Origin of the sequence: Rossellomorea pakistanensis (assembly GCF_016908495.1) — a bacterium.
GTDB lineage: Bacteria > Bacillota > Bacilli > Bacillales > Bacillaceae_B > Rossellomorea > Rossellomorea pakistanensis.
In genome coordinates, this window is sequence record NZ_JAFBDZ010000001.1 from 557,632 (window position 1) to 577,518 (window position 19,887).

17 protein-coding genes and 1 riboswitch are annotated in these 19,887 nt (G+C 35.4%); of the genes, 7 read left to right on the forward strand and 10 right to left on the reverse strand.

The genetic code is table 11. From position 1 onward, the window contains the following. Positions 1–206: 206 nt before the first annotated feature. The 5 genes from metH to JOC86_RS02740 all read right to left on the reverse strand — a co-directional run bounded on the left by metH (position 207) and on the right by JOC86_RS02740 (position 8,988). Entirely contained in the window at positions 207–3,656 is a 3,450-nt protein-coding gene (metH, locus tag JOC86_RS02720) for a methionine synthase (protein ID WP_205168230.1), read from the reverse strand. Continuing rightward, complete coding sequence (locus JOC86_RS02725; RefSeq protein ID WP_205168231.1) at positions 3,637–5,490, reverse strand: bifunctional homocysteine S-methyltransferase/methylenetetrahydrofolate reductase; 1,854 nt, start codon at positions 5,488–5,490, stop codon at positions 3,637–3,639. Before JOC86_RS02725 ends, metH begins: the two co-directional genes overlap by 20 nt. Before the next feature lie 15 nt (positions 5,491–5,505). Further along, positions 5,506–6,675: a cystathionine beta-lyase gene (gene metC, locus JOC86_RS02730; protein ID WP_205168232.1), complete on the reverse strand. Its 1,170-nt coding sequence runs from the start codon at positions 6,673–6,675 to the stop codon at positions 5,506–5,508. Further along, a complete protein-coding gene (locus JOC86_RS02735; protein WP_205168233.1) occupies positions 6,665–7,789 on the reverse strand; it encodes a methionine biosynthesis PLP-dependent protein in 1,125 nt (374 codons plus the stop codon). The genes metC and JOC86_RS02735 overlap by 11 nt, the downstream gene beginning before the upstream one ends. A gap of 94 nt (positions 7,790–7,883) precedes the next feature. Then, positions 7,884–7,993, reverse strand: a riboswitch (SAM riboswitch). A 209-nt stretch (positions 7,994–8,202) separates the two neighbouring features. Continuing rightward, a complete protein-coding gene (locus JOC86_RS02740; protein WP_205168234.1) occupies positions 8,203–8,988 on the reverse strand; it encodes an HAD family hydrolase in 786 nt (261 codons plus the stop codon). Positions 8,989–9,112: 124 nt separating this feature from the next. On the opposite strand from JOC86_RS02740, the gene JOC86_RS02745 reads away from it, so the two are divergent. Next, a complete protein-coding gene (locus JOC86_RS02745) occupies positions 9,113–9,415 on the forward strand; it encodes a DUF948 domain-containing protein (RefSeq protein ID WP_205168235.1) in 303 nt (100 codons plus the stop codon). Between the two features lie 366 nt (positions 9,416–9,781). Further along, positions 9,782–10,438 (forward strand): FMN-dependent NADH-azoreductase, encoded by a 657-nt coding sequence (locus tag JOC86_RS02750; RefSeq protein ID WP_205168236.1) that lies wholly within the window; start codon positions 9,782–9,784, stop codon positions 10,436–10,438. A gap of 41 nt (positions 10,439–10,479) precedes the next feature. Here the strand turns inward: JOC86_RS02750 and JOC86_RS02755 are convergent, their stop codons facing one another. Continuing rightward, entirely contained in the window at positions 10,480–10,635 is a 156-nt protein-coding gene (locus JOC86_RS02755) for a hypothetical protein (RefSeq protein ID WP_205168237.1), read from the reverse strand. 528 nt (positions 10,636–11,163) lie between these two features. On the opposite strand from JOC86_RS02755, the gene JOC86_RS02760 reads away from it, so the two are divergent. Then, the gene (locus JOC86_RS02760; protein WP_239587358.1) at positions 11,164–11,451 is read left to right on the forward strand and encodes a phage holin family protein; all 288 of its coding nucleotides are present in this window, start codon (positions 11,164–11,166) and stop codon (positions 11,449–11,451) included. A 46-nt stretch (positions 11,452–11,497) separates the two neighbouring features. Here JOC86_RS02760 and JOC86_RS02765 read toward each other — a convergent pair whose 3' ends face one another. Both JOC86_RS02765 and JOC86_RS02770 read right to left on the reverse strand, forming a co-directional pair. Continuing rightward, entirely contained in the window at positions 11,498–11,935 is a 438-nt protein-coding gene (locus JOC86_RS02765; RefSeq protein ID WP_205168239.1) for a peptidylprolyl isomerase, read from the reverse strand. Between the two features lie 350 nt (positions 11,936–12,285). After that, positions 12,286–12,810 (reverse strand): type 1 glutamine amidotransferase domain-containing protein, encoded by a 525-nt coding sequence (locus JOC86_RS02770; protein WP_205168240.1) that lies wholly within the window; start codon positions 12,808–12,810, stop codon positions 12,286–12,288. A 680-nt stretch (positions 12,811–13,490) separates the two neighbouring features. Here JOC86_RS02770 and JOC86_RS02775 point away from each other — a divergent pair. The 3 genes from JOC86_RS02775 to JOC86_RS02785 are packed head-to-tail and all read left to right on the forward strand — an operon-like array spanning position 13,491 to position 17,105. Next, positions 13,491–14,915 (forward strand): spore germination protein, encoded by a 1,425-nt coding sequence (locus JOC86_RS02775; RefSeq protein ID WP_205170000.1) that lies wholly within the window; start codon positions 13,491–13,493, stop codon positions 14,913–14,915. 16 nt (positions 14,916–14,931) lie between these two features. Beyond that, the gene (locus tag JOC86_RS02780) at positions 14,932–16,026 is read left to right on the forward strand and encodes a GerAB/ArcD/ProY family transporter (RefSeq protein ID WP_205168241.1); all 1,095 of its coding nucleotides are present in this window, start codon (positions 14,932–14,934) and stop codon (positions 16,024–16,026) included. Continuing rightward, positions 16,023–17,105 (forward strand): Ger(x)C family spore germination protein, encoded by a 1,083-nt coding sequence (locus JOC86_RS02785; protein ID WP_205168242.1) that lies wholly within the window; start codon positions 16,023–16,025, stop codon positions 17,103–17,105. The genes JOC86_RS02780 and JOC86_RS02785 overlap by 4 nt, the downstream gene beginning before the upstream one ends. A 153-nt stretch (positions 17,106–17,258) precedes the next feature. Here the strand turns inward: JOC86_RS02785 and JOC86_RS02790 are convergent, their stop codons facing one another. Next, a complete protein-coding gene (locus tag JOC86_RS02790) occupies positions 17,259–18,314 on the reverse strand; it encodes an ATP synthase beta subunit C-terminal domain-containing protein (protein ID WP_205168243.1) in 1,056 nt (351 codons plus the stop codon). Positions 18,315–18,493: 179 nt separating this feature from the next. Between JOC86_RS02790 and JOC86_RS02795 the strand changes: the two genes are divergently transcribed. Then, the gene (locus tag JOC86_RS02795; protein WP_205168244.1) at positions 18,494–19,252 is read left to right on the forward strand and encodes an AAA family ATPase; all 759 of its coding nucleotides are present in this window, start codon (positions 18,494–18,496) and stop codon (positions 19,250–19,252) included. A gap of 114 nt (positions 19,253–19,366) precedes the next feature. Here the strand turns inward: JOC86_RS02795 and JOC86_RS02800 are convergent, their stop codons facing one another. Continuing rightward, a complete protein-coding gene (locus tag JOC86_RS02800; protein WP_205168245.1) occupies positions 19,367–19,879 on the reverse strand; it encodes a C40 family peptidase in 513 nt (170 codons plus the stop codon). Positions 19,880–19,887 lie beyond the last annotated feature (8 nt).

Below are 19,887 nucleotides of genomic sequence, written 5' to 3' on the forward strand. Positions count from 1 at the left end.
ACAACCCTTTTATATCAACCTTATTATTTTTTGAATTTTTTTAATAAAAAATGCCTGCTTACGTCATTTGATACTACAATAACGAAGAGCAGGCATCTATTCATTTCCATATTTCATAAAATAGAAGCACTATTATCTGATGTTGTTATAAAATAGCATGGTGATATCAATAATAAAAAATATTACTTTGATCATTTAATACTAAATCAAAGCACATTAAAATATCTTGCCTCCGGATGTGCAAAAACCATTGCGGTTACAGAAGCCTCAGGTTCCATCATAAAACCATCTGTTAATTTAATTCCGATTTTCTCTGGCTGTAAAAGCTTAAATAATTTTTCCTGATCTTCTAGATCAGGGCATGCTGGATAACCGAAAGAAAAACGTTGTCCTCTATACTTTGTTCTAAAGCGATCTTGCATGGTGAAATCTATCGGATCTGGGAACCCCCACCAACTTCTCATGACCTCATGTACCCTTTCAGCTAAGCCTTCTGCCGTTTCTAAGGCAAGAGCTTGAATAGCATGACTTTCTAAAAAGCTTCCCTCTGCTTTTAACTCCTTTGCCCATTCTCTAATTTTATGACCAGCAGTAACGGCGAAAAATCCGACATAATCCATTTCTCCGCTATCAACTGAACGAATGTAATCTGCTAAACAGAGATAGGGACTTTTAGCCTGTCTAGGAAAATGAAAACGTTCGATTTCCTTTGATAAATCCTTTGGATGATAAATTATAACATCGTCTCCTTCTGATTGTGCAGGGAAAAACTGATAGAGGGCAGAAGCTTGAAGTATTCCCTCTTTTTTAGCTTTTTGGAATAAATCATCAATCGTTTGTTTTAACCCAATCGTCCTCTTATCTCCCTCGACAAGCAATCTCGAAATCTTTCCTTTTATTCCAAGGTGGTGGCCTAATAGCATCTGTAGATTAATATACGGTTTAATATGATCTACTGAATACTCCTTGATGATATGACTTTCTAAATCAGGTGGAATGAACACTCGGACATCTTTTGCTACTGACGAACGAACTTTTGTTGCTAAAGCGGTTCCTTGTGAAATCGTAGATAAAACATCTGCATCTCTTGGTTCACTAAGTGTTTGTTTACTTTCTTCTTCCCATTTCAGTCTTGTCTCCTTATCTTGTATACCGTTCATTATACTTAATCCATCCATTGCATCTTTTGCATAAAGAACGAGCCCCTCATATTCACGGGCAATCTTTCCTGATGTAAACTTCCTTGTAAGGGCCGCTCCGCCGACGACAAGTGGAACATGTATATCGGATTGTTTTAAGTCCTGAGCCGTAATTACCATCTGTTGTGCAGACTTTACAAGTAATCCAGATAACCCCACAATATCAGGTGATTCTTTACGAATGATTTCGATTAATTGTTGTGGGGTTACTTTTATTCCCAAATCGATTACATCGTAACCATTATTACTTAAAATGATATCGACTAGATTTTTTCCAATATCATGTACATCACCCTTGACAGTCGCAAGAATGATTTTTCCTTTTGTTGATGATGATTGTGTTTGCTCCATATGAGGTTCTAAATAAGCTACAGATGCCTTCATAACCTCGGCACTTTGTAGAACCTCTGCGACGATTAGTTGATTATCGTTGAAGAGTCGACCAACTTCTGTCATTCCATCCATAAGCGGGCCGTTAATAATAGCTAATGGGTTCTCATATTCTTTTAATGCAGTATCTAGGTCTTGGATCAACCCTTCCTTTGTGCCTTCTACGATATAATGTGCTAATCGCTCAGATAGTGTCATTGTATTCACAGGTACTTTTACCTCTTTTTTCTTTCCACGGTAAAAGTCAGTGAACTTTGCTAAGGTTTCATCGGTTGTATGGAATAGCAATGATTCTGCCAAAGCTACTTCATCTGCAGGAATGGAGGCAAACCTTTCAAGCTTTTCCGTATTTACGATGGCATAATCAAGACCCGCTTTTGTACAGTGATAGAGATAAACTGCATTTAAAATCTCTCTTCCAACTGGCGGAAGTCCAAACGAAACATTACTAATCCCTAATATATGAGGACATTCAGGTAACTCTTTTTTTATCCTCTTGATCCCTTCAATGGTTGCCTGTGCAGAGCCAATATATTGTTGGTCACCTGTTCCAACAGGAAATACGAGTGGATCAAAAATAATATCCTCTGATGGAATTTGATATTTTTCCGTTAGTAGTTTATGAGACCTAAGGGCTATTTCAACTTTTCGGTCGGCTGTAACTCCCATACCTTGTTCATCAATTGTTCCTACTACTACTGCTGCCCCATATTGTTTCAATAATTGAACAATTTTCTCAAATCTCTCTTCCCCATCCTCTAAATTAATAGAGTTGATAATCACTTTTCCTTGGGTAAATTTCAGGGCTCTTTCAATAACCTCTTCATCTGTTGAATCAATGACAAGTGGCACCTTTACTTTATTTACAACCTGCTGAATGAAAGCATTCATATCCTCGACTTCATCACGATCTGGATCTGCAAGACAAATATCAATGACCTGTGCACCATTTTTCACTTGTGCTCTTGCTATCTCTGAGGCTTCTTCGATTTTACCTTCTGCTATTAACCTTTTAAACTTACGTGATCCAATTACATTTGTCCTTTCACCGACTAAAATCGGTCTTCTGTCAGCATCTTCATATACAAAAGGTTCAATACCTGAAACGGCATGTGGGTGGGAATATTTTGGAGTACGAGGTTCAAACCCTTTAACAATATCCGCAATCGCTCGGATGTGAGCTGGTGTTGTACCACAACATCCTCCTACTAAATTTAACCATCCTTTTTCTACAAACCCACTCATCTTTGTACTTAGTGATTCTGGTGTTTCATTATAGTTGCCTTCCTCATCAGGAAGGCCTGCATTTGGATAACAACTAACATAAGCAGTGGCTATATCTGAAAGCGATCGAATATGGTCGCGCATAAACTCAGGTCCTGTTGCACAGTTCAATCCCACTACTAATGGATTTAAATGCTCTAGAGATAAATAAAATGCTTCAATATTTTGACCCGCTAGTGTTGTCCCCATTGGTTCAATGGTTCCAGAAAGGAGAATAGGGATTTCAAATCCAGCTTTTTTAAAAGCTGCACGTATCCCAAGGTTTGCTGCTTTAACATTTAATGCATCTTGACTTGTTTCAAGAAGCAGTACATCCACACCCCCTGCAAGTAATCCTTCTGCTTGAACGCGATAATGATCCGCTAATTCATCAAATTCCACACCACCGGTAACCGATAATGTCTTCGTCGTTGGTCCCATTGCTCCGGCAACAAAACGCGGCCATTCAGGGCTAGAAAGCTCTGTAACTGCCTTTCTAGCAATTTCAGCTGCTACTTTATTGATTTCATAAGCTTTTTCTCCTAGGTCATATTCATCTAAAACAATGGGGGTAGCACCGAATGTGTTCGTTTCAATCACATCTGCTCCTGCTTTTAAATATTCTAAATGAATATTATATATGACATCAGGTGCTGTCAAAACCAAATATTCGTTACACCCTTCGAATTCTTCTCCTCCAAAATCATCAAAGGTTAAATTAGCTTGTTGAAGCATTGTTCCCATTGCCCCATCGAGGACGATAATTTTTTTCTTTAATTGCTCTTCAAATAACGTGGTGGCCATAAGGAACCTTCCTCTCACTGTTGTTCTTTTCGTTTAGGTGGTGAATTAATTCAATACTCATGTCATAACGAACAAAAGGGGTGACAATGTATATACCGTTAAAAAGCTTAATAGCAGTATCTAATAATGATTTTGCAATGCTCATCCCTATTTCCCTTGCTTTTTTTGGATCCGCCCCGGCTTCAGCCATTCGCTTTCTTGTATTTACTGGAACATTTATTCCAGGTACCTCATGATGTAGAAATTCTGCATTTTTCGAACTCATTAATGGCATAATTCCAATGAAAATTGGCACGGAAAGATGTTTAGTGGCTTCATGGATTTCATACAATTCCTCGATTCCGAATATCGGCTGGGAAATAAAGTAATCTGCTCCCGCATTTATTTTTTTCTCTAAACGTTTGACAGACGCATCGAGATGGCGAAAGTTTGGGTTAAAAGCTGCTCCAACGGAAAATTGGGTCTTTTCACGTAAGGATTTTCCTGAAAACGAAATCCCTTCATTGTTTTGTTTAATTAACTGAATAAGCTCAAGGGATGATAAATCGTAAACAGAAGCCGCCCCTGGGAAATCCCCTATTTTAGCAGGATCTCCGGTAATAGCTAAGATATTATGAAGTCCTAATGTGTGTAATCCCATCAAATGTGACTGAAGTCCGATGAGGTTCCGATCACGGCATGTAATATGAACTAATGGAGTCAGGTCAAACTTTGATTGTACTAGGCTTCCAATAGCATTATTACTTATTCTCGGGGATGCTAACGGATTATCGGCCAAGGTTAAAGCGTCAATACCTACATCTTTTAATGCTTTTGCCCCTTCAAAAAACAGATCCGTGTCCAAATGCTTAGGAGGATCCAGCTCCACGATGACCGTTTTTCTTTCCTTCACTTGATGATGTAAAAGCTTCTTGTTTGTAGGTGAAGAAGTAAGCTCGATTTCTTTTTTTATTTTTACATGCTTTTCTTTTATTGGCTTTAGTCCTTTTATCTTCCTTGCCATAGAACGAATATGTTCAGGTGTTGTTCCACAACACCCACCGATAATTCGCGCACCTTGTAAGCGAAGTTCTTTAGCAATATCACCAAAGTAATCTGGTTCAGCAGAATAATAGAACCTGCCTTCTTCATAATTCGGTAAACTAGCATTAGGATACACAGAAAGGAATGAAGTGTTAGGTAAAGGTACTTCTTCTAATGAGGAGAGCATATGAAATGGCCCCATCCGACAGTTTAGTCCTACTACATCAGCCCCAAGAATTTCTAGTTGTTTTAAAGCATCCTTTAATTTAATTCCATTTTGGAGCACACCAGGTTCATGTAAAGATACCTGGGCAATAACAGGAATATTGGTTTCACGTTTGGCAATGGCCAAAACCGTTTTAAGCTCTTGTAAATCATAATAGGTTTCTAATAAAATCCCATCTACACCTTCTAATAGTAGACAATATAATTGTTCTCTGAAGCTTCTTTTTATCTCTTCAATCGATATATTTTGCTTAATGGCACGAATACCACCAGTGGTTCCGAGAACATAAGCATCACCTTGTGCAGCATCCTTTGCCAACCGTACAGCCTTTGTATTAATTTCTTTTACAGAGTCTTCTAGACCATAACGGGATAGCTTTTCATAATTTGCACCATAGGTATTTGTTTGAATAATATCAGCCCCAGCTGCAATATACTCTTTATGGACTTTTATTACTTCATCAGGATGAGACAGGTTTAGCTCTTCAAAACAGCGATCTACTCCATAAGAATAGAGTAAAGTTCCGATTGCCCCATCAGCGATTAATATTTGATCTTTGAGTGCTTCTATTAATGATTTTTTCATGTATCCAAACCTCCTTTACGTAGTAATTACATTTTCTTTTATGAAATTTAATCCATGTTTTAAATCTGTTATCAGTTCATCTACGTTTTCTATTCCTACTGATAAACGGAGTAATCCATCTGTAATCCCACGTCTTTCTCGCTCAGCTCTCGGCATGGAAGCATGGGACATTTTTGCTGGGTATGAAAGAATGGACTCTACTGCACCAAGACTAACGGCGAATACTGGTATATGAACATTCTTGACAAACTGCCGAACCTCGTTTTCACTTCTTAACCGAAAGGATAAAACTGCTCCTGGCCCCAATGCTTGTCGTACTTGAATTTCATACCCAGCATGATGAGATAGTCCAGGATAATAAACGTCTTCAACCTCATCTCTGCTGTCTAAGAATCGTGCAATCTTCAAGGCTGCTTCTGAGGATTCCTTTATACGTACATGCAACGTTTTGAGTCCTCTTAATAACAGCCAGCAATCTTGGACACCCAATACCGCTCCAAAAGAGTTTTGGAGAAAAGACAATCTCTCTGATACTTCTTTATTTTTTGTAACCGCTAACCCTGCTAAAACATCGCTATGCCCGGCTAGAAACTTGGTTGCACTGTGTAAAACAACATCCACCCCAAGGCTTATTGGTCTCTGTAATAACGGTGTCATAAAGGTATTGTCCAGAAATGTTAAACACCCATTGGCTTTTGCCAATTTTACAACTCCTTCAATATCAGTGATTTTAAGTAGAGGGTTTGAGGGAGTTTCCATGTAAATTACCTTAGTATTTTCTCGGATTGATGATGCTACTTCATGTAAATTGTTCATATCAATAAACGAATATTCAATGCCAAACCGGCTTAAAACCTCGGTAATCATACGATAGGTTCCACCATAAACTTCTTCTGAAACGAGAACATGGTCCCCTCTAGAAAGAAGTAAAAAGCAGGTAGAAATAGCAGCCATTCCAGAAGAAAAAGCAAATCCCCTGTCCCCACCCTCTAATTCAGCGATCGTTTTCTCTAAAGCCTCTCTTGTTGGATTACCAGAACGACTGTAATCATAATCACCATATTGATCAAAATCCTGTTGATGAAATGTGGTAGCATGATGAATCGGAATACTGACGGCACCAGTAGCTTGATCAAGACTATTCGAATGAATAAGAGAAGTTTGGAGTGACCTTCTATTCTTCATGGATGAGTACCCCCTCTATCAACTTAGAAAATACATTTTCTAAATCTCCAATTAGATCATCTATATGTTCAATCCCCACTGAGAACCTTAATAGACCATTACAGATACCTAGCTTCAACCTTTTATCTTCTGGAATATCTGCATGTGTTTGCGTTGCCGGATAAGTAATAAAGCTCTCAACCCCGCCAAGACTTTCAGCAAAAGTAATAACTTTCAAGGATTGCAGGAATGGATCAATCCATTCTTCATTCACTAATCTAAACGAAAGCATTCCACCTTTTCCTGGATATAAAACGTTCTTAACACAAGAATGATTGGTTAAATAGCTTGCAATTTTACGCGCATTTCGTTCATGTTCGCGAATACGTATATTAAGTGTTTTAAGTCCTCTCAATAGAAGCCAACAATCAAAAGGAGACAATACAGCTCCGCTTGAATTTTGAATAAAAGTAATTTTATCGGCTAATTCATTCGAATTAACAATCACTGCTCCTGCTAATACATCATTATGTCCCGCAAGATATTTAGTCGCACTGTGAACGACAATATCTGCTCCTTCTGTTAAGGGCTTTTGGAGAATTGGTGTATAAAAAGTATTATCAACTATAAGTAGTAGATCATTATTTCTAGCTATCTCTGCAACTACTAAAATAGAAGCTTCGTTCATTAAAGGATTTGTTGGTGTTTCTAGAAAGATTGCTCTTGTATTAGGACCAATTTTCTCTCGAATGGAATTAGAATCGTTAGTATTAACAAAGTGAAATCTCAAACCAAATTGCTCTTCATATTGCACAAACAGTCTATAGCTGCCCCCATAGAGATCCTCAGAAACAATAAGTTCATCACCGCTAGAAAATAAAGCTAAAACACTTTGAATAGCAGCCATCCCTGAACTAAAAGCGAAAGCACGATTTCCTTCTTCAAGTTGAGAAAGAGTATTTTCCAATATATCTCTAGTTGGGTTGGCAGTTCTAGAGTAATCATAGCCTGTTGATTGACCAATCCCCTTATGTTGATAGGCAGTTGATAAATGTAATGGTGGGCTGATTGCTCCAGTAGATTCATCGCAGCGATTTCCCGCCTGGACTAGTAATGTTTCAATTCGTTTCTTCAAAAAACTTCTCTCCTTTTCAAATGAGTTAACGAAAAGGGGAAAGAAAACAAAAAAGAGCCATTCTTTATAAGAAGGCTCTATACGTTCGTTCTCCCTCTTATCGTTCAAGTTGAAACCAACTTGCTGGAATTAGCACCATACCTATTACTGTGGCTGGTTGCTGAGGTGTCACAGGGCCAGTCCCTCAACCTCTCTTGATAAGAAACTATTTAGTTTTATAAATCTAAACTTTCCCATAATTTACATCAGACCATTCAAGATGTCAACGAAAATTTTTGAATTGTTCGCAAATAAATTTCATAGAATTGCTTATGATATTACAGTTGCTAACAATGAAACCGCTTACGTTAACTATAGATTTTTTTATGAAGCTTTTATTGTTCATTGAAAAATAAAGTACTATATAAAATAACTTAGTTAACTATTTCTATAATTCTATGAAGTTCATCTAATGAATGAATTTCATAATTAGGAATGACTTGGTCATATTTCTGGTTATTCCGATTAATCCATACAGATTTAATCCCCGACCTATTAGCCCCTAAAATATCTGTCATAAGGTTATCGCCAACCATTATGGCTTCATTTTCATTCACGTTTAGTTTAGATAGTGCATATTTAAAGATTCCATCGTCAGGCTTTCCTTTTCCAAAGTCACCAGAAATAATAATTTCATCGAAATAAGGAATGAGTTGTGGTGTGAGCGTCAGCTTACTATTTTGTAAATGTGGAGAACCATTGGTCAATAATAATAATTGATATCGATCTTTCAGCTCGTCAAGGGTTTTAAAGGTTTCATCGAAAATATATGGTTTACTTCGACGTTCATTTATGAAGAGATTTGCTAATTCAGCTGCAAGCTCTTCATCATCTACTTTGAGTTTCATTAACCCATTATTCCAAGCAGATTTGCGGTAACTAGGAACAATCTCTTTTAGTTTCGGAAATTCGTCATGTTCATCTAAGAACTCCCCCCATAACCCCTCAAACGGATTGATCCCAATTAATTTCGTGAATTCGTAGGTTTCATATGAAGCATATAACTCCTTTGCCTCATTTTTTACCGCTTCTTCTAATGACACAGCATCAACACCACTTACTTTATTCGCATATGTACAAGTTGCCGCAAAAGCTTCATTTATACTTCTATTATCCCACAACAATGTATCGTCTAAATCAAACATAATCGCCTTAATCATACTTCCACTCCCCATTAAATATTTTGTATTAAGCTTACAATTTTCTTCCTTTAACGTAAATACTATTGTTAATTTAAATGGATTACGGGTATAAATCAGAAAGAGTGAAAAGGAGCTTGATAAAATGTGGATTATTTATGTAAGTATTACTTTATTGGTGGTCGGAATCATCTATCTGGTCGTCTCTTTAATCATCACTTTAAAAAAGGTCCGCCCTATTATAAATATCATGAATGATCGAGTCGCAAAAATGCAATCGAATATAGATATGGTAGCTACTCAAACTAAAATAATGCAAGCTAATCAGGCAAAAATCCAAGATGATATTAATTATAAATCAGAAATAATAAAGAACTCACTGGAAAATGTCAAGAACACCCCTAGGCTATTTAAGTCTATGTTTCTAAATTTAATTGGGAATAAATAATTTCGAACTTGAATAAAAGGAACTGTCCAAAAATCAAAGTGTCAGGAACCACAACGAAAAAATAGAAGAATGCCTCATGGCATCTTTTAGAGAAGGACATCATAGTGGTTCTGGACCTATTTTGGACGTTCCCTTTATAAAAACCACCACCTATAAACCTCCAACCCGATTTTTACGTTTTCTTTAATTTTTTTCGAAAATAATAAACCATTTGACCTTAAAAAACATATTATTTGCATTCTAATTATATGTAAATTATTATAATCTATAGTATCTTGAATGTGAGATATTGAAAATCAGGATAATATTCACTAGATCTATTGGAGATACTATTATTGAAAAATTTATAAGAGAGGATTGTTTATTATGGCAAAAGTTTTATACATTACAGCAAATCCTAAAACAGCGAATGAATCATATAGTTTAGCTGTTGGGGAAGAATTCTTAAAAGCATACCAACAAGAAAGTCCAGAGGATGAGATTATTCATCTCGATTTATATAAGACAGATATTCCCTACATTGACACAGACGTCTTTAATGGTTGGGGGAAACTTCAAAAAGGAAAAGATTTTGAAGACTTAAGTGATGATGAGAAAGCAAAAGTGAGTCGTATTAATGAACTTACCGATCAATTTATTGATGCTGATAAATATGTTTTTGTCACTCCATTATGGAATTTCAGCTTCCCTCCTAGAGTGAAAGCATTTATTGATAACATCGCCATCGCTGGTAAAACGTTCAAATATACAGAGCATGGTCCTGTAGGCTTATTACCAAACAAAAAGGTCATCCACATTCAAGCAAGAGGTGGCTTCTACTCCGAAGGTCCCGCAAAAGAAATGGAATTTGGCGACCGTTACCTCCGAACAGTCATGTCCTTCCTAGGTATTACTGACTACGATTCTGTAATTATCGAAGGAATGGCTGCAGTACCTGATCAAGCTGAGGAAATTAAACAAAAAGCGATTGAAGAAGCAAAAGTAAAAGCAAGACAATTTGTTAAATCTGAAATTACGGTCTAATAATTTTAAGGGAGGATCCTGATGGACCCTCCTTTTAGTTTTTACTTTGTTTTAGTAATACCGTCTAACGGAATGTGCATGGAATAGTCAAAAAGAAACTCTTCACTCAGCTCGTATTTCTCTTCGTCTACGTCATTTGGAAAACTCTTCGCTTTTTCCACATTATCTAACGGGATATTTTGACTATGTTCGAACATAACCTTCCCTCCTTTATTCTTAGTATGATTTACTCATACAAATATAATTAGCCATATGGATAAATAGTCCTTTTATTTATTTTGTAAAAATAGAGCTGTCCCATTTGAGGTCCAAAACTACTATGAACGTTAATATATAGAAGATGTCTTGAGGGTTTCTCCTATATATTAACGTTGTAGTTCCAAACACCTTGATTCTGGAACAGCTCCTTAACCACTTCACTTATACTATTGGAAAAACTCCAGATTCCTATCAATAATAATTTTTTGATCATAATCAACATGATAACGATCATTTATAGTTATCTAATTCTTATCTTTAGATTTAGGGGTATCAATAATCGTATGGGGGAACTACATGATCCTCTTTCGAAACAATGATGAGGGCTGGAAATGAAACTCTTTGTAAGTTATTTCTAACAATTTTATTAGTTTTGGAAATTGTTTATCACTTTTCTGATAATTATTTCCGAAATGAAGTCTTGTCTCCCTTCTACCATCATAAAAATGATTAAGGGGGGGATAAATATGATCGAGACCTATTTAAATCAAGTGAAAATAGATCCACAAATTGCTATTCTTGTTCCAGCTCTAATGGTTTTAGGATATGCATTAAAAAGAACACCTCATGTTCAGGACTGGTTAATCATCTGGGTTCTTATTGTATTTGGAGTGTTGGCAAGTGGATGGAAATTAGGTTTTGAATTTAATGGAATTGCAAACGGATTTATTGCTGCAGGAGCAGCCATTACAACTCATCAATCAATTAAACAAACTTTCATTGAACGAAAAAATGATCGTAAAAAACAAAATTAGATATAAGTTCAAAAATAAAAAAGAGCCATTGGCTCTTTTTTATTACTTATGCTTCAAAAACTTCAACTTTCTCCATTACATCTCCGTTTTTCATCGCTTTTGCTGTTTCAAGCCCTGAAGTCACTTTACCAAAAACAGTATGTACACCATTTAAGTGTGGTTGAGGTTCATGGACAATGAAAAATTGACTTCCACCTGTATCTTTACCAGCATGTGCCATAGACAAGGATCCTGCTTCATGCTTGTGAGGATTTCCTTCTGTTTCACATTTAATCGTATAGCCTGGACCACCTGTGCCATTACCGCTAGGATCTCCACCTTGACTTACAAATCCAGGGATGACACGGTGGAAGGTAAGACCATTATAAAATCCTTCATTTGCTAATTTCTCGAAGTTTTCAACTGTACCAGGTGCTTCATTTGGGAATAAATCAAACTCGATTTTTTCTCCATTTTGCATCAATATGTAACCTTTTTTAGCCATTTCCATTCATCTCCTTATGATATAAAATTCGTCTTAATCATACAGCATTTATGGAGAGAAGAAAAGAAGGAAGCCTTTTATTAGGAAGATAAAATAAATGGAAAATATTTTTATCATATAAATTTCTAATATGATGTATAATAGTAATGCCTCTTCCGGACACTTCGCTTGTTGCGGGACACTTAACCAATGTACGGACGGAAGGGGCACCTTACATAATTCTCATACAATCAGTATGTTTATTCTTTTATATGTTCTTAAAACGTTGTACTGCTGACCACAATATATTCTGCAAGGTATCAGTAACTATTTCTTATACCTATCAAAACGGTGATAGTGCTATTCAATTACTACTTTTCTGTCATAACTCTAATAAATTCTCTCATATAGTCGGGCAGATCAGGCGGACGTCGACTAGAAACGAGATTCCCATCCACTACGACAGGCTCATTCACCCAGATTGCACCCGCATTTTCCATATCATCTTTAATTCCAGGAGTACTTGTTACAGTTTTTCCATTAAGTATTTTTGCGGAAATAAGTACCCAGCCTGCATGACATATTTGCCCAATTGGTTTATTACCTTCATTAAATGAACGGACCATAGATAAAATACTCTCATAACGTCTAAGCTTATCAGGAGACCAACCACCAGGTACTAGAAGAGCATCATAATTATCAGGATTTACTTCCTCAAAGGTGAGATCTGATTCAACAGGAACGCCGTATTTACCAATATATTTCTCTCCTTTTTTTTCCGCAACAATATGTACAATGGCCCCTTCTTCCCGCAGTCTTAACACAGGGTACCATAATTCAAGATCTTCAAAATCTGTGCTCGCGAGTTGAATGATCTTTTTTCCTTTTAATTTCATTGAATAACCTCCCTTTAATAACTTTACTACAATTGTGTAGGATCCTTCTATCAAATGCAAATCAAATATGCTATTACTTGAATAGGTTCACATCGAAAGTTCTAATCACTAACATAAATACTAGATAAAACATAATAAAACTTGCCTTTTTCTATTAGTCCATGTTATATTTATTGAGCGATGAGCTGAATTGTGTAAGTCGACAGACACGCCATACTGGCATGTACAAATGTGGAGTACAGTCTGATCGCCTCAATCTATTTCAAAAAAAGACGCCCGGATGGCGTCTTTTTTCATTTACTCATATAAGTGATTCTCCCCTTTATTAACAGATATTCCTTCCTCTAATAAACGGTCGCTACTAAATAAAAACTCAAGCTAGCTAGTAATAGCTATAAATTCCATTCCACCGTCTTCTTGATTCTAGTTTATACAATCGGATCTTTATTCTATATATAACTTATTTCATAACAATTTTATAACCATTTAAATTGTTATTTTCCTCTGCGTTGTCCAATCTTACTTTGTTGGTATTTTTTTCTTTCAAAAGCACATATTAAGGATTATTCAACTACTTATAGACTGTTGTTTAAAGAAGGTGATTTTAATTGAAGAAATTAATTCCAAGAAAACATAAAACACTTCGTGAAAATAAGTTATTTGAAGAGTTCATTTCTATTATGAGACAATCTGATGATTTTATTGAATATTTCGAACCACAGTCTCCTAAGCCTTATCGAGTATTTTATCTAGCAACTTTAGTAAAAAAAGATGTCTTGCATCAAGACATACTTCCCTATTTGAATAGAGAGGAACTAGACTCACTTGAAGATATAAAGGTCGAAATTCCTTTAGATAACATAAAGATAACGGAGGATTTACAAATTGTTAAACAACAGCTTTTACAAGGTTCTGTCATAGTTCAACTCGACCATATTAAAACAAAATTTGCTATTATTCCAGCGCATCAAAACAAAGGAAGGCAAATTTCTATTCCAGAAGTTGAGTTTAGTGTTGTAGGACCTAAAGAAGCTTTTGTAGAAGATTTAGATACTAACCTTCAATTAATTAGAAGAAGGCTTCCGATTTCCGAATTACAAGTAAAGGAATTAGTCGTTGGAGATTTATCCAAAACAAGGATTGCTATTTTAAGTATTGAAGGTATTTCGGACCAAGAGAATGTGAATACCTTGATTCAGAGAATTTCAGATATCCATATTGATCAAATTAATGATAGCTCCTATATCACTCAATTAATTCAAGATAACAACAATTCACCATTTCCCCAATTTATTGATACTGAAAGACCCGATCGAATTGCAGCCGTTTTATCTGAAGGAAAAGTTGCAATCCTGGTGAATGGAGCTCCACATGGACTGATTGGCCCAACAACTTTTATAGAGTTTTTTTCAGCATTTGAAGATTACTTTCTTAATTGGATTATCGCATCTTTTTTTCGATTAGTTCGTTTATTTGCAGTATTGTTCTCTATTTTAGTAACTCCATTGTATGTTGCTGTCTTAACCTATCATTATGTCTTAATTCCACAAGACCTTGTAAGTACATTGGTCACGTCAAGAAGAACGATACCTCTCCCACCAATATTAGAAGCAATCATACTAGAATTAGCTATCGAATTATTACGGGAGGCAGGAGCAAGACTTCCTACGAAAGTGGGACAAACAATCGGGATCGTGGGTGGTATTGTCATAGGAACAGCATCTGTTGAGGCAGGTCTTACTAGTAACGTGCTTCTTATCATTGTAGCACTTGCAGCACTTGCATCCTTTACAACCCCTGTTTACCAAATGGGTAACACTATTCGATTACTTAGATTCCCTATTTTATTAATGGCACATATTTGGGGACTGCTAGGGGTAGCTATCTGTTTTTGTTTCATACTAATCCATTTGTTACGGCTAACTTCATTAGGAAGGCCATTTCTTGAACCACTTTTCCCACTAAGGATTAGTGATTTTACCGATGCTTTTATTCGGTTGCCTTTTAAATTTCAAGCAAAAAGACCTTTAGAAGTTCGATCACAAGAAAAAATTCGTTTTAACCCTAAACGTACTGAGAAGCTAAAAGATATAGACGAACTATAAACCTAGGAGAATGACATTGCAAAAGATTGTCAATGAAAGATTTCAAATCACCCCATTTCATGTATTATTTCTTGTCAATTCTATTCAAATTGGTGTTGGGATATTTGGATATCAAGCGTCTCTCATGAAAGTTGCAGGAAATGATAGCTGGATTGCAGTTATTCTTGCAGGGACCGCTGTACACATTATTGTTTGGATAATATTTCAGATATGTAATCGTTCTAAAATGGACTTAATTCATCTTCATAAGTATCTATTCGGAAAATGGTTTGGGAGCTTAATAAGCTTAATTTGGACAATTTACTTCTTAGCTGTCGGGGTTATTGTCTTATATTCTTACTTTGAAGTAGTTCAAGTATGGATGTTCCCTAAGATAAGTCCATTCTGGTTTGTATTTTCATTCCTTTTAATGGTATTTTATACAATCACCGGAGGATTTCGTATTGTTACAGGAATTTGTTTTTTCGGCGTTCTCATCCCTTTTTACTTATTTCTTACCTTCTTCTTTCCTGTCGAATATTCCAATTTTCAATCATTATTACCAATCTGGAATCATGATATTAAGGAAATCGGGATCGGTGGTTTTAAGATGACTTTAAGTTATTTGGGATTTTCTACCATACTTTTGTATTATCCTTATATTAAAGCAGGGGAAAAATCTCAAAAATGGGCACATATAGGTGTAGGGCTAACGACCTTAATTTATCTATTTATCATGATCATTTCGATCGGATATTTTAGTGAGAACCAAGTAGTAAATCAGGTATGGCCAACCTTGACTTTATGGAAAATAGTTGAGATGCCATTCGTTGAAAGATTTGAATATATTGGGATTACTTCTTGGGTATTAATGCTTTTGCCTAATGTCTGTCTATTCTTTTGGGCATCTTCTAGGGGCATTAAACTAATATTTAACATTAATCAGCGTAAAGTTTTGATATTTCTCTTATTTTTTGTATTATGCTTATCTTTTTTCCTAAAGGGGCGAGAACGAATGGAAACCTTAAACGCTTGGATTTCTAATTTTGGATTTGTCATATCGTTTATATACATTCCATTGTTGTTTATTCTTTATTTAATTATTTCAAAAATAAAGGGGCGAAGTTCATGAAGAAAACCTCTTTCCTAATGTGTCCCTTGCTTGTTATTAATTTTTTATTATCAGGCTGCATTGACCAACAAATTTTAGATGATGTTGAATTAACTACTGCTGTCGGTTACGACCTTATAAGTGACGATTTAATTGAAGCGACTGCAGTTGTTCCACAGTATCAACCAGATTCTTCTGTAACCAATAAAACTTTTTCAGCCACCTCAAAACTAACTAAAGATATAAGCGATAAATTAACTAGACAATCTTCAAAACCATTTGTTAGCGGGAAATTGGAAGTTACATTGTATAGTACAGAATTAGCTAAAGAAGGCTTAAGAAATATTATTGATATTTTTGAACGAGATCCTCATATCGGATCAAGGTTATATCTAGTCATAGCAGAAGGTGAGCTTAAAAAGCAATTAAATATTCAATATGGGACTATTGATAATGGAATGTTTTTGTCAAAAATGATTGAACATAACGTCGAAAGTGGGATGCTGCCAAAAACCAACTTACACCAATTTACAAAATCATTGTATTCGGATGGAATAGATCCTTTTTTACCCTTTATAAAATTAGAAGGCAAAGTAGCAAACATCGAAGGCATAGCAGTCTTTAAAGAGGACAAATATATTGACCTTATTCCTGAAGAAGATTGCTCTATATTTAAAATGTTATTAGAAAGATCAACTAAAGATGTTTCTTTATCCATTGAACTAGAGGAGGATAGTGCACGTGCTTCTGTTCATAGTATCGCTACGAAACGAAGCTATAAAATAAAGACACCAATGCAAAATCCTGATATTAAAATTAATTTAGATATAAATGCCGTTATTAGAGAATATTCTAACGGTCGTATTACAAAGCAAGTGACTAGTAAAATTGAAAAGAAAATGGAAAAGATTATTCGTAATAGAGCAAATAAAATGATAAATAATTTTCAAAACCAACAAATAGATCCTCTCGGAATTGGAAACCAAGTCAAATATCAAGCGAGATACTGGGATCCCCAAAAATGGGATGTACTCTACCCGGATTCTTCGATTGATGTAAAAGTGAATGTAAAGATTAACCAAGCAGGTGTAGTAAAGTGAATCAAATAAGCTTTCAAACCTTCTCCAATATGAATCATCAGTAGATCAACTTTCGGATTAGTTAAATAAAGGCTGTCCCCATCCATGAAATCAGGAACCATAAAGGGTACATTTTGTTTCCTATCCATTATGGACAGCCTATTTTTCTATTTTTTATTTCTTTTTCAATTTACCGATATACGTTAATTCCATAGGTTCTACTTGATCTAAAGCACCATCTAATATCCGTTGAACCCCGTGAATTGTTTCGTCAAGGCTTACATACTCACCTTTTATCTTTGTAAATGATTCAGCTACATAAAATGGTTGTGTTAAAAAAGCTTCAAGCCTTATGCCTCGATTGTATATTGCAAGATCTCTCTCTGAAAGGTTCTCTACCCCAATTGAATTACTTAATACTCTAACTTCTTTATATCGTCGTAATAACTTTCGCGCATTTCGTTGAACATTCATGTGTTGGTTATTTAATAGTGCGTCTTCAATTAAGGTAGAGGTAGAAAGGACAGAGTTTATAGCAGGATACAAGTGTCTGGATGATAATTCAATATCAAACGGCCATAGCGTCTCGAGAGGACCATATGGATTGTCTTCATCAACAGAATCTCCGCTTGAATCGTATAAAAGAGTTGTAATGGATGGAAATCCTGCATTGTCAATCTTGTCTCTTAATGTAAAATATTCTCCTGTTTCGATTGTTGAGCGGTCTGCAATAAGAATGACTTTTTCTCGAATTTCAACCTCTTTTATTTTTTGTAGTACAGCATCAATTGACGAAGTAACAAAATCACTCATTTTTTTCGTTTCTTCAAGGTCTGGTGTTTCTACTCTAGGTTCTAACATCATGATGGAATAATCTTGATTCTTAAGACGGTGTGTTAATTCTGCTAATAAAACTAATTGGCCCATTTGAACTCTCGCAACAAAACCGACATTTCCCCCTTGAACTAACGGAGCAAATAAATCTAAAGCCTTAATACCAGTCTCGATCATCTCCATTCCACTCCCTCGGATAATAAGTTCATCAAGCGTACAACCTGATAGTGAAGCTAGGGCAACAATTGTCTTTACTTCTGCTCTTCCTACAGGAATTTTTCCTGTACATAAATTAGAAACTGTTGCTGGTCTTAATCCCACTGCTTTAGAAGCAGCAGTTAAGTTTGGTACACGTTTTTTTAATAGAGCTACATTTAATTTCAAATGCTCATTCATATCATCACACCCTTCTTACTTTATAAAGTAATACATATTACTCTAAAAAGCAATAAATTGTTAACTTATAGAGTAATTATTTTTACTCTAAGATTATTAATGAAGAAAATATTGAAAAAAGTGATGAAAAATAAATCTTTTGTTAAACTTAAGTAAATTCCATATTAGGAGTTATGCTCATGAGGTTAACTGAAAAAAATCAATATATTAGAAAAGTTTCTGTAAATCGAACTATATTTCCTCCCTTTGACAAATATCCATTTAACCTACCAATAGTACAGAGTTGTCCAGACCTTCATTTACATCCAAATGTCACTTATCTCGTAGGAGAAAACGGAATGGGAAAATCAACGCTTCTTGAGGCAATTGCAATTGCTGCTGGCTTTAATGCAGAAGGAGGCAGCTTTAATTTTCAATTCTCTACTTTCGATTCACATTCTGTCTTAGATCAGTATATTCGCTTAATTAAAGGGATTAAAAAACCAAAAGACGGATTTTTCTTGAGAGCAGAAACATTTTATAATGTAGCAAGTAATATTGAAAACCTTGACTCTGAACCAAAAGCTGGTCCAAAAGTAAAGGATTCATTTGGTGGGGCATCTCTCCATGAACAATCTCATGGTGAATCATTTTTCTCCACTTTTTCACATAGATTTCGTGGAAATGGTCTTTATATATTAGACGAACCAGAAGCTGCCCTTTCTCCCTTAAGACAAATGTCTCTTTTGTCGATCATTCATGAGCTTGTTACCAAGGATTCTCAATTTATTATTGCTACACATTCTCCAATCATGATGGCATATCCCCAATCAAGAATTTATGAGTTATCAGAAAAAGGCGCAAAAGTTGTCAATCTTGAAGAAACGAATCATTACAGTTTAATGAAGCAATTTTTCTCTGATCGAAACCGGTTGATACACCATTTGCTTAAAGAATAAAAGACTCAACATTAAACAAATTTTGAACATCATACGAAAAGCACATTAATAATTTCACAAAGAAGTCCCGCTTCACTCCATCACAAAAGATGATGTTGAAGCAGGACTTTATAATTAGCCAATCGTTTTATGATTGGCTTCAATTGAAATTACATCCATTTTCCTAAATGCACTAGAATGTAAAAGGTCTACTGGTGTAACATCACCCGTCACTCTGTTTTTTATCACGTCAATCCCAATATGTTGATAAGCTTTATCGATAATTTCAGAACAAATATAGCGATTTGGCTGATGAATCACTAGATTTGTTTTAAAATATCTTTTTAATAGTATTGATAGAATCCTCCACCAATCATACCCCTCTGATGTTTTGCACTTTTCTTTCAAGAATTTTTGCATATCAGCTTGTTGCTCTAGTGTTAAATTTCCAATATAGCGGTATACATCAAATTCTTGATAAGGATTTGGTATGATCTCCATCTTTTTATCTGTGTCCACTTCACAAATAGTTGTAGAGTCATAAACCATAGCAACATGAGAATACTTTGAATTTAAAAACCACTTTATGAGTGGTGACTTAAGGAAGTCACCTCTTATAAACAATAAATCACCTGTTTGTAATTCCAAAACTATGA